The organism is Actinoplanes sp. NPDC048796, from assembly GCF_040650035.1.
GTDB lineage: Bacteria > Actinomycetota > Actinomycetes > Mycobacteriales > Micromonosporaceae > Actinoplanes.
In genome coordinates, this window is the sequence record NZ_JBEZGO010000008.1 from 360,162 (window position 1) to 375,542 (window position 15,381).

At 73.4% G+C, this 15,381-nt stretch carries 12 protein-coding genes; 6 read left to right on the forward strand and 6 right to left on the reverse strand.

The annotated features are described in order from the left end of the window. Window position 1 precedes the first annotated feature (1 nt). Together AB0C26_RS31025 and AB0C26_RS31030 are read left to right on the forward strand one after the other, a co-directional pair. Window positions 2-2,707, forward strand: coding sequence for an AAA family ATPase (locus AB0C26_RS31025; RefSeq protein WP_360254677.1), 2,706 nt, complete (start codon window positions 2-4; stop codon window positions 2,705-2,707). Window positions 2,708-2,799: 92 nt separating this feature from the next. Further along, on the forward strand, window positions 2,800-3,246 hold the full coding sequence (locus tag AB0C26_RS31030; RefSeq protein WP_360254679.1) for a VOC family protein: 447 nt from the start codon (window positions 2,800-2,802) through the stop codon (window positions 3,244-3,246). 6 nt (window positions 3,247-3,252) lie between these two features. Here the strand turns inward: AB0C26_RS31030 and AB0C26_RS31035 are convergent, their stop codons facing one another. After that, the gene (locus AB0C26_RS31035; protein ID WP_360254681.1) at window positions 3,253-4,017 is read right to left on the reverse strand and encodes a DUF3152 domain-containing protein; all 765 of its coding nucleotides are present in this window, start codon (window positions 4,015-4,017) and stop codon (window positions 3,253-3,255) included. 150 nt (window positions 4,018-4,167) lie between these two features. Here AB0C26_RS31035 and AB0C26_RS31040 point away from each other — a divergent pair, with 150 nt between their 5' ends. Beyond that, window positions 4,168-5,772, forward strand: coding sequence for a thiamine pyrophosphate-binding protein (locus AB0C26_RS31040; RefSeq protein ID WP_360254683.1), 1,605 nt, complete (start codon window positions 4,168-4,170; stop codon window positions 5,770-5,772). Here AB0C26_RS31040 and AB0C26_RS31045 read toward each other — a convergent pair. After that, window positions 5,769-7,061 (reverse strand): hypothetical protein, encoded by a 1,293-nt coding sequence (locus AB0C26_RS31045; RefSeq protein ID WP_360254685.1) that lies wholly within the window; start codon window positions 7,059-7,061, stop codon window positions 5,769-5,771. The genes AB0C26_RS31040 and AB0C26_RS31045 overlap by 4 nt on opposite strands. A gap of 107 nt (window positions 7,062-7,168) precedes the next feature. On the opposite strand from AB0C26_RS31045, the gene AB0C26_RS31050 reads away from it, so the two are divergent. Together AB0C26_RS31050 and AB0C26_RS31055 are read left to right on the forward strand one after the other, a co-directional pair. Further along, the gene (locus tag AB0C26_RS31050; protein ID WP_360254687.1) at window positions 7,169-8,371 is read left to right on the forward strand and encodes a cytochrome c biogenesis protein/redoxin; all 1,203 of its coding nucleotides are present in this window, start codon (window positions 7,169-7,171) and stop codon (window positions 8,369-8,371) included. A gap of 12 nt (window positions 8,372-8,383) precedes the next feature. Further along, entirely contained in the window at window positions 8,384-9,094 is a 711-nt protein-coding gene (locus tag AB0C26_RS31055) for an alpha/beta fold hydrolase (protein WP_360254689.1), read from the forward strand. Here the strand turns inward: AB0C26_RS31055 and AB0C26_RS31060 are convergent. Both AB0C26_RS31060 and AB0C26_RS31065 read right to left on the reverse strand, forming a co-directional pair. Beyond that, window positions 9,088-11,796: an AAA family ATPase gene (locus AB0C26_RS31060; protein WP_360254691.1), complete on the reverse strand. Its 2,709-nt coding sequence runs from the start codon at window positions 11,794-11,796 to the stop codon at window positions 9,088-9,090. The genes AB0C26_RS31055 and AB0C26_RS31060 overlap by 7 nt on opposite strands. A gap of 285 nt (window positions 11,797-12,081) precedes the next feature. Then, on the reverse strand, window positions 12,082-13,008 hold the full coding sequence (locus AB0C26_RS31065) for a hypothetical protein (protein WP_360254693.1): 927 nt from the start codon (window positions 13,006-13,008) through the stop codon (window positions 12,082-12,084). 783 nt (window positions 13,009-13,791) lie between these two features. Between AB0C26_RS31065 and AB0C26_RS31070 the strand changes: the two genes are divergently transcribed. Next, on the forward strand, window positions 13,792-14,520 hold the full coding sequence (locus AB0C26_RS31070) for an SDR family NAD(P)-dependent oxidoreductase (protein ID WP_360254695.1): 729 nt from the start codon (window positions 13,792-13,794) through the stop codon (window positions 14,518-14,520). Window positions 14,521-14,523: 3 nt separating this feature from the next. Here AB0C26_RS31070 and AB0C26_RS31075 read toward each other — a convergent pair whose 3' ends face one another. Together AB0C26_RS31075 and AB0C26_RS31080 are read right to left on the reverse strand one after the other, a co-directional pair. Then, entirely contained in the window at window positions 14,524-14,721 is a 198-nt protein-coding gene (locus AB0C26_RS31075; RefSeq protein WP_360254697.1) for a hypothetical protein, read from the reverse strand. Window positions 14,722-14,779: 58 nt separating this feature from the next. Further along, the gene (locus AB0C26_RS31080) at window positions 14,780-15,370 is read right to left on the reverse strand and encodes a response regulator transcription factor (protein ID WP_360254699.1); all 591 of its coding nucleotides are present in this window, start codon (window positions 15,368-15,370) and stop codon (window positions 14,780-14,782) included. Between the last annotated feature and the right edge of the window lie 11 nt (window positions 15,371-15,381).

Here is a 15,381-nt window from a genome sequence, read left to right on the forward strand (position 1 = left end):
GATGGAGACGCTTCTGCGCGGGCGGCGCCACGAACAGGAGGAACTCGACCGGCTGCTGCGCGACGTCCGGTCCGAGCGCAGCCGCGTGCTGGTGTTGCGGGGCGAGGCCGGCACCGGAAAGACGGCCCTGCTCGACTACCTGGCCGAGACGGCGACGGGTGAGCGGGTCGCCCGCACGGCCGGGGTCGAGCCGGAGACCGAGATCGCCTACTCGGGGCTCCAGCAGCTCTGCGCGCCGCTGCTGACCTACCTGGACCGGTTGCCCGAACCGCAACGCCAGGCCTTGGAGACCGGCTTCGGGCTGGCCGCCGGCGACCCGCCGGACGCGCTGATCGTCGGGCTGGCCGTGCTCGGGCTGTTCGCCGAGGCCGGCGCCGATCAGCCGCTGCTGTGCGTGGTCGACGACGTGCAGTGGCTCGACCGGATGTCCGAGGTGATCCTGACCTTCGTGGCCCGCCGGCTCGACGCCGAGTCGGTGGCGCTGGTCTTCGGCGCCCGCAGCCCCGGCGACGAACGGCTCCTCGGCGGGCTGCCGGAGATGCGCGTGGAGGGTCTGCCCGACGCGGACGCGCGGGCCCTGCTCGACTCGGTCCTGCCGAGCCGGGTCGACGCCCGGGTCCGCGACCGGATCGTGGCCGAGACCCGCGGCAACCCGCTGGCCCTGCTGGAGCTGCCCCGCGGGATGAGCGCGGCCGAGCTGGCCTTCGGCTTCGGGGCCCCCGGCACGGCGCCGCTGGCCAATCGCGTCCAGGCCGGTTTCGAACGGCGCATCGCGGCGCTGCCGGAGGACACCCGCACGGTTCTGCTGGCGGCCGCGGTCGAGCCGATCGGCGACGTGCCGCTGCTGTGGCGGGCCCTCGACCGGCTCGGCGTCGGCGTGGACGCGGCCGGCCCGGCCGAGACCGCCGGCCTGGTCGAGATCGGCACCCGGGTGCGCTTCCGGCATCCCCTGGTCCGCTCGGCCGCCTGGCGGTCGGCGCCGCTGGCCGGCCTGCGGCGGGTGCACGCCGCGCTGGCCGAGGTGACCGACCCGGCCCAGGAGCCCGACCGGCGGGCCTGGCACCGCGCGCACGCCGCGGTCGGCCCCGACGAACAGGTCGCGGCCGAGCTGGAGGAGTCGGCCGGCCGGGCCCTCGCCCGGGGCGGCCGGTCGGCGGCCGCGGCCTTCCTGGAGCGGGCGGCCCAGCTGACCCCCGACCCGAAACCGCGCGCCGGCCGGGCCCTGGCCGCGGCCTGGGCCCAGTTCGCGGCCGGCGCCCCCGCCGAAGTCCCGGAATTGCTGGCCGCGGCCGAGCTGGGCCCGCTCGACCCGCTTCAGCGGGCCGACGTGGAGGTCCTGCGCTCGCAGCTGGCGTTCGCGCTCAACCCGGGCCGCGCGGCCGTCGAGCCGCTGCTGGGCGCGGCCCGCCGGCTCGTCGACCTCGACCCGGCGGCCGCGAGCCGCACCTACTTCGCCGCGTCGGGCGCGGCCGTGCACGCCGGCCGGCTCGGCGGTGACGACCTGCGCCGGGTCGCGGCCGAGGCCCGCACGGTGCCGGCCGACGACAGCGCCGCCGGGCTGCTGCTGACCGGCATGACCAGCTGGGCCCTCGACGGCCCGGTCCCGGCCATCCCGCTGATCGCCCGCGCGGTCGCCGCGTTCGTCCACGACGAGGACCTGGCCTCGCTCTGGATGGCCGTGCCGGCGCTGCACGAGGCCCGCGACGACGAGGCCTTCCACCGGCTCACCGAACGCGCCGTCAAGCTCGTCCGCGACGGCGTCGCCGCCCTCTCCGGCCGGCCCGCGGCGCTGACCTTCCGGGCCGGGGCGCTGCTGCAGGCCGGGCGCTTCGCCGACGCGTCGGTGCTGGTCGACGAGGCCCGGGCGTTCCATCAGGCGACCGGGATGTACGCGCCGCCGGGCGCCGAACTGTCGCTGGTGGTCTACCGCGAGACCGAGGACGAGGCGCTTGCCCTGCTCGACGCGACCGCCGAGGCCGCCGCCGAGCGGGGTGAGGGCCGCGTCGTCGGCCACGTCCTGTACCACCGGGCGCTGCTGCACAATCAGCACGGCCGCTACCAGGCCGCGGTGGCGGCCGCCCAGGCCTCGCTGGAGCATCCCGACTTCGGCATTCACCGCTGGGTGCTCAACGAGCTCGTCGAGGCGGCCGCCCGCTCCGGTGACGCGGCGACGGCCGCCGCGACCCGCGATCGCATCGCCGAGCTGACCGAGGCTAATCCGACGGCGTGGGCCCGCGGCGAGCTGGCCCTGGCCGGCGCGCTGGCCGATCAGGACGAGGAACAGTTCCGCGAGGCGCTGCGGCTTCTGCCGGCGTCGCGGCTCGGCCTCGCGGTGGCCCGGGTGCGGTTGCTGTACGGCGAGTGGCTGCGCCGCGAGAACCGCCGCACCGACGCCCGCGTCCAGCTGCGGGCCGCCCACGAGGCCTTCACCACCATGGGCGCGGTCGCCCTCGCCGAACGCGCCGGCCGCGAGCTGACCGCGACCGGCGAGACGGTCCGCTCCCGTACCGCGGGCGCCGCCCCGGACTCGCTGACCGGCCAGGAGTCGCAGATCGCGCGGCTGGCCGTGGCCGGGCGGACCAACCCGGAGATCGGCGCCGTGCTGTTCCTGAGCCCGCGCACCGTCGAATGGCACCTGCGGAAGATCTTCACCAAGCTCGGCATCACCTCGCGACGGGAGCTCGCCCGGGCGCTCGGTGACCGGTGACTTACGGGGGACACCCAGGGTGTCACCCTGGGGCGATCGGAGCGCCCGGCGCGGGATCGTGGGATCCGATTCCACACCAAGGGGAGTGCACGATGGTGGACTACCAGCTCGAGCTGATCGTTCTGCCGGTGACCGACGTCGACCGGTCCAAGGCGTTCTTCAAGCGCATCGGATTCCGCGAGGACCTCGACTACATCGACGGGGAGGACTTCCGGGTCGTGCACTTCACGCCGCCCGGCTCACCCTGCTCGATAGCGGTCGGCATCGGCATCGGCACGGCCGCACCGGGCACTGTGGAGAACATCCACCTGACCGTGCGGGACATCGAAGAGGCCCGGGCCGAGCTGCTCGGCCGGGGCGTCGAGGTCAGTGAGATCTTCCACGACGAGGACGGCGTGTTCCACCACGCCGGCACCGACAAGCGGGTGCCGGGGCTCTACCCGGGCCGGGCGTCGTACGGCTCGTTCGCCTCGTTCAGCGACCCGGACGGCAACGGCTTCCTCCTGCAGGAGGTCACCGAACGCTACCCGGGCCGCTGAATCCGGCTAGGACAGCCGGCCCTCGTCGCGGTGGGGCGGCTGGTCGTCGTACTGCCCGGACGGCCCGTGGTAGAGCTTGCTCCCCGACGGGTAGGGCCACGCGTTGGGCCGGCAGCCGTGCATGCCCAGGGTCTGCTGCTGCATCACCGGCGCCGGCTTGCCGGGCCCCGGGCAGAGCTCGTGGCCGTGCCCGAGGCGGTGGCCGACCTCGTGGTTCACCATGTACTGCCGGTAGACGCCCAGGCCGGCCGCGTAGCCGGGCACGCCCTTGACCCAGCGGGCGACGTTGAGCACCACGGCGTCGTCGTTGCGGCACGACGTGTAGCCGTCGGCGATGTCGCCGCACAGCCGGTCACGGGTGTCCGGCGTGGCCAGGAAGATCGTGAAGTCGTACGGCTGGCCGGGACCGACCCGTCGCAGCCGTAGCGTGCCGCCGCCCACCCAGCTGCGCCTGTCGGACAGGATGGCGGTGACCGCCTCGGCGAAGGCCGGCGTGGACAGGTTGTGGATGTCGGTCTCGACCGCGACCCGATAGCGCAGCAGCCGCCCGCCCGTGCCCGCGGCCGGCGTCTCCTGCCCGGCCGCCACGAACCACTTCGCGGCCCCGTGGGCCGGGTAGGTGACGAGTTTCTGCCGCGACGGCGGCGCCGCGGTGGCCGGGGCCGGGGCCGGGGCCTGTGGGGTGTGCACGGTCGCCTCGACGGGAGGGTTCGAGGTTCCGCACGCCGCCACGGAGGCGCACAGCAACCCCGCGATCACCCATCGGTACATGTTCGTCCCCTTTCCGCCGTACGAGCCTGCCTCATGTGACGGCTGGGGTGTGTGGCCGAGGTTGCATTGCATGAGACTCGACACAGGACGGATCTTGAACACGAAAGGTGCTTATCCGTCGGGAAGGACGGTGAGAAGGGAAGTTTCGAGATGAAGTTGCACGCCGCGCTCGCACGCGCCCTCGCCGCCCACCAGGTCGACACCATGTTCGGCCTGATCGGCGACGCGAACCTGTTCCTCGTGCACAGCTTCGTGCACGAGTACGACGGGAAGTACATCGGCGCCGCCCACGAAGCGGGCGCCACTGTCATGGGCTTCGGATACGCCGACCTGACCGGCCGGCCCGGCGTCGTCACCGTCACCCACGGACCGGCGCTGACGAACACCCTGACCGGGCTGGTCGAGGGCGTCCGGGGCCGGGCCCCGATGCTGCTGATCGCCGGCGACACGGCCACCGGAAGCCGCGGCAACATCCAGGACATCGCCCAGCGCGACGTGGTCCTGCCCACCGGCGCCGGGTTCGAGCAGGCCCGCACGCCGGAGAGCACCCTGGACGACCTGGCCGTCGCGTTGCGCCGGGCGATCCTGGAACGCCGCCCGGTGGTGCTCAACGTGCCGTCGGACTTCATGCTGGCCGACGTCGAGTACCGCGACGTGCCGCTGCGCCTGCCCCAGGAGCAGCGGGCGTTCCCCGACCCGGTCGCGGTGGCCGGGGCGGCCGCCCGGATCGCGGCCGCGAAACGCCCGGTGGTGCTGGCCGGGCGGGGTGCGATGAACGCCCGCGACGCCGTGCTGCGGCTGGCCGAGCGGATCGGAGCGCCGGTGGCGACCACGCTCAAGGCGCGTGACCTGTTCCGGGGCGAGCCGTTCGCGCTGGGCATCGCGGGCAGCCTCGGCGGCCCGGCCACCCGGGACATCATCGACTCGGCCGACCTGGTCGTCAGCCTGGGCGCGGGGCTCAACTCGTACACCACCCGCCGTGGCTCCCTGCTGGCCGGCGGCAAGGTGATCGCGGTGGACACCCGGCCCGAGGCGGTACCGGCCGAGGCCGGGTCGATCCTCGTCGGAGACGCCGGCGCGGTGGCGAACGCCCTGGTCGACGCTGTGGACTTGCGCGGTACGCCGGCGCGGGCGTTCCGGACGCCCGAGATGGCGGCCGCCCTCGCGGCCCAGGACGAGCCGGGGGAGAGCCCGCGGACCGCGCCCGGCACCGTCGACGCGCCGACCGCGCTGCGCCGCCTCGACGAGGTGCTGCCGGCCCGGCGCCTGGTGGTCAGCGACGGCGGCCGTTTCATGATGGAGTCGCTGCGCTACCTGCACACCGACCCCGGCCACTTCGTGCTCCCGGCGAACTTCGGCTCGATCGGGCTCGGCATGGGCACGGCCATCGGCGCCGCAGCGGCCGAGCCCACCCGTACGGTGGTGATGGTCACCGGCGACGGCGGCTTCATGCACGGCGGCGTGGCCGAGTTCGCCACCGCCGTCCGCGAGGGGCAGGACCTGATCGTGGTGGTCTGCGACGACGGCGGCTACGGCGCCGAACACATCCAGTTCACCCGCCGCGGCCTGGACCCGTCGCTGTCGCTGTTCGCCTGGCCCGACCTGGCCGCGGTCGCCACGGCCGCGGGCGGCGAGGGCTTCACGGTCCACGACGGCGACGACCTCGACCACGTGGCCAAGGTGATCGCCGACCGCCGCGGCCCGCTCCTGATCGACCTGCGCCTCGACGTCGAGCACATGACCCCCATGCCCTAACCCGCCGGCATCGTGTGGAGCTCACCGTGGCGGGACAGGGCGGCCGGCAGGTCGGCCGTGCTGCCGCGCAGCGTGGTGTCGAGGAACGCGGCGGTGGTCTCGACGGTCATTCGCACGCTTGCGGTACGGCCGAGGGAGCCGGCCAGGGACGGGACGGGCGGCAGGAAAAGCGGGGCGTCGGTGAAGGTGAGGTGGGCGCTGCCGGGCACGGTGAGCCGGTAGCTGGTCGCGGAGCCGCCTCCGAGGATCTTCGACAGGAGTGCGACGTAGTCGGTGTCGGCCCGGTCCTTGAGCTCGTGGGTGAGGGCGAGCACCGGCTGGCGCAGCGGGCCCTGGTCCGGGTCGGGACCGCCGTCGAGGTTGACGACGGCGGTGAACCGGGGGTCCTGCTCGGCGGCGCGCATGGCGGCCGCCCCGCCGATGGAGTGCCCGGTCGCGGCGGCCCGGGTGGTGTCGGCCGGGCCGACACCACCGAGCCGGGTGAGGACGAAGCGGAGGTCGGCGGCCCGCGCCGCGACCCAGGCGGCGCGGTCGCCGTCGGCGGTGACCCGGGTGCGCAGGGTGCGGCCGTCGGCCAGGATGACGGCGGCCGAGTCGTACGGGTGGTCGACCCCCGCCACCAGGTAGCCGCGGCTGGCCAGATCCTCGGCCCAGGCGGTGTTCTGGGTGCGGACGCCGCCGAGGCCGGGAGAGAACAGCACGACCGGAAAGCGGCCGGCGGCCGGGGTCGCGTCGACCACCGCGTGGCTGTGGGCCCGGGTCGGCCCGTCCAGCACGAAGGCGGGCGCTCCGAGGTAGGCGGCCTCGGCGGCGGCCACGGTCTTCGCCTCCCGCCGGGTGCGGCCGAGGTACTGCGCGCGCGGCGCGCCGGGGCTGACCGCCTGCGCCGGGTACCAGAGCTGGACGACCACGGGGCGCTGGTCGCGGGCCGGGTCGGCCCACTGCATGACCGAGGTGCCGACCGCGGCCGGCCCGGACGGCTCCGGGAACTCCGGCACGGGCAGCGCCCAGGCCGCGCCACCACCCGCGGCGATGAGGGCGAGACACGCCACGGACGCGGACACGGCCGGCCACCGGCGCCGGCGGAGCAGCCACACCGCCGCGGCCAGGAGGTCGGCGGCCAGCACCAACATCACCGGCCAGCGTATTTCCGGCAGGCCGACCGCGACGCCGGCCAGTACCACGACGACCGCCGCGACGGCGGTGGGACGGCGGGCGGCGGACGGCAGCCAGCGGCTCACCACGAGAGCGACCGAGCCCAGCACGACGACAAGTTCCCCGATTGACACGGCCCGAGCGTTGTCCGGGTGCGCTGTGAGGCGGCTGAGGAATCGGGGCGCCTATAACGCGGGTCACAGCCGTGAGATCGGACGGCCGAAGCGCGTCGTAGGTGGGTGTGGATGTCGCTCTCGTACTGATCGGCCTGGTCGGCGGGGTGATCACCGCCCTGTCGCCGTGCATTCTGCCGGTACTCCCGGTGATCTTCCTGTCCGGCGCGGATCAGAACCGCCGGCCCTACCCGGTGGTGGCCGGGCTGGTGACGAGCTTCAGCCTGCTCACGCTGCTGGGAGCGGTGCTGCTGGCCGCCCTGCCCATTCCGCCCGGGGCGATCCGCTGGGCCGGGCTGGCGGCCCTCCTGCTGCTCGGCGCCGGGCTGATCGTGCCGCGGTTCGCGGCGATCCTGGAGGCGCCGTTCGCCCGGCTGCCGCGGGGCCGGGTGGGCCGCGACCGCGGCGGCTTCGTGCTCGGGCTGGTGCTGGGCACCGTCTACGTCCCCTGCGCCGGCCCGGTCCTGGCCGCCATCACGGTCGCCGGCGCCACCGGCCGGGTCGGGGCCGGGACGGTGGCGCTGGCCGTGGGCTTCGGCGTCGGCACCGGCGTCACGCTGATGATCTTCGCGTTGGCCGGGCGGGCCGTCACCGTCCGGGTGGCCGCGTTCCGCCGCCGCCAGCGGGCCATCCGGGTCGCCTCGGGCGTAGCCGTGGTGCTGCTCGCCCTGGGGCTGACCTTCAACGTGAACCTGCCCGACTACGGGACCGCCGTCAACCACGAGATCCAGCGTCTGCTCCCGGCGAACGTGCCGACCGGCTCGGACGCCCCGCCGGTGCTGGCCGCGTGCGTCAGCCAGGCGCTCTCCACCGCGCCCTCGGACCGGGCCCAGGACTGCGGGCCCGCGCCCGCCCTGACCGGCATCACGAACTGGGTCGGCGACCCGGTCACGCTGGCCCAGCTGCGCGGCAAGGTCGCGCTGGTCGACTTCTGGACCTTCGACTGCGTCAACTGCCGGCACGTCATCCCGCATATCGAGGACTGGTACGCCAAATACCACGCCCAGGGCCTCGAGGTGATCGGCGTGCACACCCCCGAGTACAGCTTCGAGCACGAATACTCCGGAATTCGGAAGGCCGTCGGCAGGTACGGCATCGAGTACCCGGTCGCCGTCGACAACGACTACCAGACCTGGCAGGCGTACGGGGTCCAGGCCTGGCCCTCGCTCTTCCTGGTCGACGCCATGGGCCAGGTCCGGCACATCGCGGTCGGCGAGGGCGGCTACGACGAGACCGAGAGCCTCATCCGCGAACTGCTCACCACACCCTGAGAGGACGACTCCATGTCGCTCGTTCTGTTGCACGGCCTGACCTTCGACAAGCGGCACTGGGACCCGCTGCGCCGGGTGCTCCCGGCCGGCCGGCCGGTGCTCGCCCCGGATCTGCCCGGCCACGGCGACGCCCCGCGCCGCGACACGTACCGGATGGCCGAGGTCGCCGGGATCATCCACGACCAGGTCACCGCGGCCGGCCTGACCGAACCGGTCCTCATCGGACACTCCATCGGCGGGATCATCGCCACCAAGTACGCGGCGCTCTACCCGGCCCGGGCCGTCATCAACCTCGACCAGCCGCTGCTGCCCGGCCCGTTCGGGGCCACCGTCCGCCAGGCCGAGCCGCTGTTGCGCGGTCCCGACTGGCGCCAGTTCTGGGACCGGATGCTGGCCGGCATGGCGATCGGCACCCTGCCGCCGGAGGCCCGGAAAATCGTCGAGAACGACACCGATCCGCGGCCCGACCTGCTGCTCGGCTACTGGGACGAGCTCCTGCACCACACCGACGAGGCGATCCGGGCCGAGCGCCAGACCGACCTGGCCGCCCTGCGCGAACGGGAGGTCGGCTACCGCTGGGTGACCGCCGGCGAGCCGCCCCTGCCCTACCTGGGCTGGCTCACCGCCGCCCTGCCGTCGGTCGCGGTGACCGTGATGCCGGGCAGCCACTTCCCGCACCTGGCCGACCCCGCGGCGATCGCCGCGCTGATCCCGGGTCAGTGATCGCCCAAGGCCCCGGCCAGCTCGCGGCGTGAGCCGATGCCGAGCTTGGTGAAAACCTTGCGCAGGTGCCATTCGACGGTGCGCGGGCTCAGGAACAACGCGGCGGCGATCTCGGCGTTGGTCCGGCCGGCCACCGCCAGACGGGCGATCTGGCCCTCCTGGGCGGTCAGGTCGGCCGGCGCGCCGGGGGTGCGGGCGCGCACGGTCTCACCGGTCGCCGTCAGCTCGCGGCCGGCCCGCTCGGCGAAGGCCTCGGCGCCCATGGTGGTGAACGCCTCGTGGGCGGCCCGCAGCTCGACCCGCGCTTCGGCGCGCCGGTTGTCGCGGCGCAGCCACTCGCCGTACAGCAATCGGGCCCTCATCTGCGGCACCGGCATCGCGGCTGCGCCGTGACGCGCGACGGCCTCGCGGAAAAGCTCGTCGGAGGGCTCCAGAAGCGCGTCGGCCAGCGCCTGAACCCCCAGCGCCCAGTCGTTGCCGACGGCCGCGGTCCGCACGGCCAGCCGCTCGCGGGCCTCGGCGGCGACGGCGGGCTGACCGGCCCGGACCGCCGCCTCGACCAGCTCGCCCAGCGTCCACTGGTAGACGGCCGGGTCCGGATAGGACACGCCCTCACGGGCCGCCGCCAGCGCCGCCGCGTACTGGCCGAGACCATTGCGCAGGACGGCTTCGGCGTACGCGGTCAGGCCGATCAGCCGGCCCTGACCCCGCGCCCGCGCGTCGGCCCGGGTCCGCTCGAACAGTTCGGCCGCCTCCCGCTCGCGGCCCCGGTAGGCGGCCAGCGTGAGCGCGGCCGACGGGATCGTCGGGATGGTGGTCGCCGCCGCGGCGGCCGCGCACTCGTCGAGCAGGCCCGAGGCGTCCGAGAACCGCCCCAGCATGATCAGGTTGCCGGCCCGGAAACTCAGCGCCGTCGGCAGCATCGACAGGGCGCCGATCCGCCGGGCGAAGGTGATGGCCTGCTCGGCCCGCCGCCGCGCGAGGTCGATCCGGAACACCTCGTGCGCGGCCGGCGCGGCCAGCCACAACAATCCGAGGTCCTCACGGTCGTTCATCGATTCCAGCGCCTGTACGAGTTCCGGCGCGGCCGCCGCGTGCCCGGACACCGCCCAGGTGGTGAGCGCGGCCAGGAACCGGCCCGCGAAGCTGTGGCTGGGCGGCAGGCCGCGTGCCGACTCGGCCGCCAGGCGCAGGTCGCCGGCCCCGCCGAGACGTCCCGAGTACATGGCCGCGCCGATCGCCATCAGGTAGGTCTCGCGGGCCCCGTCCGCGTCCAGTTTCTCCAGCTTGCGGGCGGCCGCCAGCAGCGGATGCACGCTGGACACGCCCGGATTGGTGAGGAAGGAGACGCGGGCCCGCAGCCGCTCGACACGGGCCTGCTGCAACGGGGTCAGCGGGGCCAGCTCGGCGGTGGCCAGCAGCGCCGGCACGAGCTCGGGGGAGCCGGCGTCGGCCCGGGACCGGGCGGCCCGCAGCAGCAGGTCGGCCCGGCGGCCGGGGTCGGGGGTGAGCTCGGCCGCGCGTTCCAGGAAGGCGGCGCCGGCCGACCGGCCGCCCCGGGCCAGCGCCCGTTCGGCCGAACGTTCCAGCTCGGCCGCCACCTCGTCGTCGAAGCCGAGGGTGGCGTGCGCGCGATGCCAGGCCCGCCGGTCCGGGTCCTGCTCGGGGTCGGTGACCTCGGCCAGCACCCGGTGCACCTCGCGCAGTTCGGCCGCGTGCCCGGACCGCCAGGCGGCCGAGCGGACCAGCGGATGCCGGAACCGCAGGCGCGCGCCCACCTCGATCAGGTCGGCCGACTCGGCGGCGGCCGCGGCCTCGGGCCCGATGCCGAGACGTTCCAGGGCCTGCCAGAGCAGCGGTACGTTCCCGACCGGCTCGACGGCGGCGGTGAGCAGCAGCCGGCGGCTGTCGGCGGGCAGGGCCGCGATACGCCGCTGGAAGCCCTCCTCGACCCGCCCGGCCAGCGGGGCACTGCCCCGCCCGCCGAAGCCGAACGCCAGCTCGGCCGGGGTGAGCCCCCGAGGCAGTTCGAGCAGGGCGAGGGGATTGCCGCGGGTCTCGGCGACGATCCGGTCGCGCACCCGGTCGTCGACGGGACCGGGAAGCACCGAGTCGAGCAGCGCCCGGGCGTCGGCGTCGGCCAGCCCGTCGACCCTCAGCTCGGGCAGCCCGCGCAGCGTCTGGTCATCGGCGGGGGTCCGTACGGCGAAGACCAGCGCCACCGACTCGGCCTCAAGCCGCCGAGCCGCGAAGGCGAGAATGGTCGCCGACATCCGGTCGACCCACTGCGCGTCGTCGACCACACAGACCAGCGCCCGCTCGGCCGCCGCCTCAGCGAGCAGATGCAGAACGGCCAGCCCAAGCACCAGCGCCTCAGGCGGGTTGCCGCCGCGGAGCCCGAACGCGACAGACAAAGCATCCCGCTGCGGCTCCGGCACGGCGTCGAGGTACCCGAGCAGCGGCGCGCAGAGCTGCTGAAGCGAGGCGTAGGCGATCTCACTTTCCAGCTCGACCCCCGCCGCCCGCACCACCCGGCAGCCATCAGCGTGCTCAGCCAGGTGATCCAGCAGCGCGGTCTTGCCGGCCCCGGCCTCACCCCGAAGAACCAGCACCCGGCTCTGCCCCGCACGGACGTCACGCACCAGCCGGTCGAGCGTCTCCTGCTCGCGCCGGCGCCCACGCAACATCACTTCACCCGGCACGTCTTCCCCCTAGTCCGTGCCGGAGCGTACACCGGAAACGTGGGAGCGCGCCCAACCGAACTACCCGCTGAGCTGGGCCTGGGCCCCTCACCCGGTCGGCGTCTACGCCCTCGCTTCCCAACCGGAGCCACCTTGCAGCACGCGCGCCGCCCGGCCATCCCGACGGTGAGTCCCTCTACGCGCGCCTTGCTTCGAGACAGTGGCCAATCCATGCCTCCGCGCGACTTCCTATCGCCCTACCCGATGCCACCAAGCGCCGCCATTGCCCAGCGCCAACCGGATTAGCTATTGTGTATTCGGGCGCGGCTCCCTTGGCTCGTTACTCGAGAATGTCTTCGTATGGCGCAACCTGCATAACGCGCGGCACGGATATCGCCATATTCGCGCCGCAGCCGACGATCGATCCGTAATACCATTGTTGCGCGACATTCCCACAAGCCACCGCCACGGCGAGAACAAGTAAGCGGCGAACGGCACTGTCATAGCCAGCGCTCGATCGTCATCACCGGCCGCTGAGAAGCCTGGCAAGACAGTCTCGGCTTCGCCCCGAACCGCCGCCGCCTCAGCCCGCGTTACGACCTCGACCTCCGCCTGGGCGCTGGCCGTCGCCTCCGTCACGGCCTTCTCCTGGGTGCTGGCCGTCGCCTCCGTCACGGCCTTCTCTTGGACGCTGGCGGCCGTCTCGGCCTCGGCCTTCACTTCGGCGCTGGCGGCCGTCTCGGCCTCGACCTCCGCCTTGGCATCGGCTGTCGCCTCTGTCTTGACCCCCGCCTTGGCGCTGGCGGCCGTCTCGACCAACGCCTCGATCTCCGCCAGCGCCTCGGCTCCGACCACCGGCTCGGTCTGGGCCGTTGGTTGGGCGTCGATCGTCGAGCTTTCGCTGGCCACTGGCTCGGTCTGGGTCAATGCCTCGGCTACCGGCTCGGCCCCAGCTGTCGGCTCGGCTGTCGGCTCGGCCTCGGCTGTCGGCTCGGCCTCGGCTGTCGGCTCGGCCTCGGCTGTCGGCTCGGCCTCGGCTGTCGGCTCGGCCTCGGCTGTCGGCTCGGCTGTCGGCTCGGGTCCAGGTTGGGGCTTGGGCTCGGCTGCCAGCTCGGGCTTGCGTCCAGGCTCGGTCACCGGATCGGACCTGGGCATCAGTTCGGCCTCGGCTACGGGTTCCGCCTCGGTTGCCGGATCAGGCTTGGGCTCGGCAATAGGCTCGGGCCTGGTCACCGGTTCGGCCTGGGGCGTCGGGTTGGCGTGGGACGTCTTCCTCGTGGATCGCGCGGGCGCGGCTTGCGCTGGGCCTTCGAGCTGGCGAGCAGGCGTCACTCGGTCAGCCGGGCCGCATGGACCTGGCCACTGGGCGTGGTCGTAGGGTGCCTCGCCGGTCGGCGCCGGCGGGCCAGGGGCCTCGTCGTCCCAGATCAGCGGAGGTATGCGCTCGACCGGATCATGCAGGCCCACCTCCCCGCACGCCCGCGAACAACCATGTAACTGACACAACTTCAACGCATGGCGCCGTTTGAGGCCCCACCGCCGACGCTCCGCTTGATCCCGCCGAAAACCAGCTTGGGACGGCGAGTAATTCCGCGCCCTAGTCCGATCCCGCATAGTAGAAACTAGTGACCTCGAGAAAAACTCCAGCTGTGCCATAAAGCATTATCTCGCACCCCGAAGATCGAAATCAAAGGAAGGATCATGCCAATCAGAGGCTATTCCTGACCGGCGAAATAGGCGGCTGTGGAAGCAGCATCAGCGTCGCGGAGGCAGAAGCATTCGCGTGAGTACACGGGGTGCCTCCTCGTCGTTGAGGTGATGCCCGCTCCTTCGCGGACACCTATAAGGTGATCCGCTACCGAGGCGGGCGAAGTCGCGTATCGAGGACCAGCGCGATTCTGAGCCACGCGTCGGGCCTTGCGCCGTACGTCGGTGATGCCGCGTAAAAGTGGTCCTGCCGGTCCCAGGATCGGTGGGGCCCTTACTGGGGTGGCCGTCCGGACGGAGATTGGCTCCATGGACATCATGAATCGGACCGCTCTCATCGTTGGTGGCAGTACGGGCATCGGGGCCGGGCTGGCGCGGCGCCTCGCCGCCGCCGGCAGCACCGTTGTCACCGCCGCCCGTAAGGACGCGGATGTGACGATCGACATCACCGACGCCGAGTCGGTTCTGCGGGCCCGCGATGCTGTGCTGGCCAGCCACCCCGGGCTTGACCTGGTCGTCGTCTCGGCCGGGCTCATGGCGACCGAGGATCTGCGGGACCCCGCGCACTTTGATACCGCCCGTGCCATCGTCGAGACGAACCTGCTCGGCACGATCCGGGTCGTCGACGCCTTCACCCCGCATCTGATCGGGCGCGGAGCCGGGGCCTTCGTCACCGTGACGTCGGGGATCGGTTTTCTGCCGTTTCCGCTCATGCCCACCTATGCCGCGTCCAAGGCCGGTGTGCACGCCTACTCCGAGGCGCTTCGGGCGCAGCTCGACGGCACCGGCGTCGAGGTGGCCGAGCTCGTTCCGCCGGCGGTCGCCACTGTGCCCGAGGCGAAGCGGCTGAACCCGCACGCGCTCGATCTGGAGCCGTTCCTCGACGAGGTCCTGGAGCAGCTCGGCCAGAGCCCGACCCCGCACGAGGTCCTGGTGAAGGGCGTGCTCACACACCGGTGGGCCGAGCGCGACGGCACGTACGACGATCTGGTGCGGCAACGGTCGGCGGCGCTGGCCACGCTGCCGGGACGGATGTAGCCGTCACTTGAAGGCGCTCGGCCCGTACTCCCATTCCATGATGGAGCGGAACGCCGCCCGTACCGACCGGTCGTCGTCGAGGTCGACCTCGAAGCGGCGGTGGCGTTCCCTCTCGTACTCGGCGGTGACCCGGTCCATCGGGTAGTCGGCCTCGCCCAGCGCGGCCAGCGCCTGCCACAGGTAGAGCGTCCAGCGGCTCATGTCGGTCTCCTTACGAACGTGTCTCCTCACCGCTTGAACGCGTCCCCTCCGTGCGTGTTCAGATGTGTGACCCGGGACCCTGGGGAAACCGCGTGAGGAAGCCGAGTTCGATGGCGCGCCGGGTGAGCTCCGCCTTGTTCCCGGCCTGGAGTTTGGTCCGGATCCGCTTCACGTAGGTGCTGACCGTCGACTCGGTCAGGCCCATGCGGCGGCCGATCTGGCTGTGGGTCAGGCCTTGCGCCACCCAGCGCAGGGTTTCCACCTCACGGTCGGTCAGCCGCGGTTCGTGGCTGGGCGTGGGCAGTGCCGTGAGCAGTTCGGCCGCCACGTAGGCGCCGCCGCGGCGCACCGCCTCCACGGCCAGGCCCAGGTCGGTGGCCGCGCTGCGCCGGGTGATCAGGCCGATGGCGCCGCCGCGCAGCGCGGCCAGCAGGTCCGGTGGGCTCGGCGGGCGCACCAGCGCGACGACGCGCGGCCGCTGCCAGGATGCGGGCGGAACCCGCTCGTCCAGGTCGACGACGACCAGCGTCGGCGGCGGCACGGCGCGCAGGGCGGTGAGGTCGGCCAGTTCGTGGCGCACGGTGAGGCCGGGCGACGACGTCAGGATGCGGGTCAGGCCGGCCCGGACGATCGGGTCGGCCGCGACCACGGCGACGGTTT

What these genes read in the sequence shown, in the direction of transcription:
- AB0C26_RS31075 (WP_360254697.1), bottom strand. Translation starts at nt 14,721, where the DNA reads ATGAGCCGCTGGACGCTCTACCTGTGGCAGGCGCTGGCCGCGCTGGGC.
- AB0C26_RS31040 (WP_360254683.1), top strand. Translation starts at nt 4,168, where the DNA reads ATGAAGTTGCACGCCGCGCTCGCACGCGCCCTCGCCGCCCACCAGGTC.
- AB0C26_RS31055 (WP_360254689.1), top strand. Translation starts at nt 8,384, where the DNA reads ATGTCGCTCGTTCTGTTGCACGGCCTGACCTTCGACAAGCGGCACTGG.
- AB0C26_RS31030 (WP_360254679.1), top strand. Translation starts at nt 2,800, where the DNA reads ATGGTGGACTACCAGCTCGAGCTGATCGTTCTGCCGGTGACCGACGTC.
- AB0C26_RS31070 (WP_360254695.1), top strand. Translation starts at nt 13,792, where the DNA reads ATGGACATCATGAATCGGACCGCTCTCATCGTTGGTGGCAGTACGGGC.
- AB0C26_RS31025 (WP_360254677.1), top strand. Translation starts at nt 2, where the DNA reads ATGGAGACGCTTCTGCGCGGGCGGCGCCACGAACAGGAGGAACTCGAC.
- AB0C26_RS31035 (WP_360254681.1), bottom strand. Translation starts at nt 4,017, where the DNA reads ATGTACCGATGGGTGATCGCGGGGTTGCTGTGCGCCTCCGTGGCGGCG.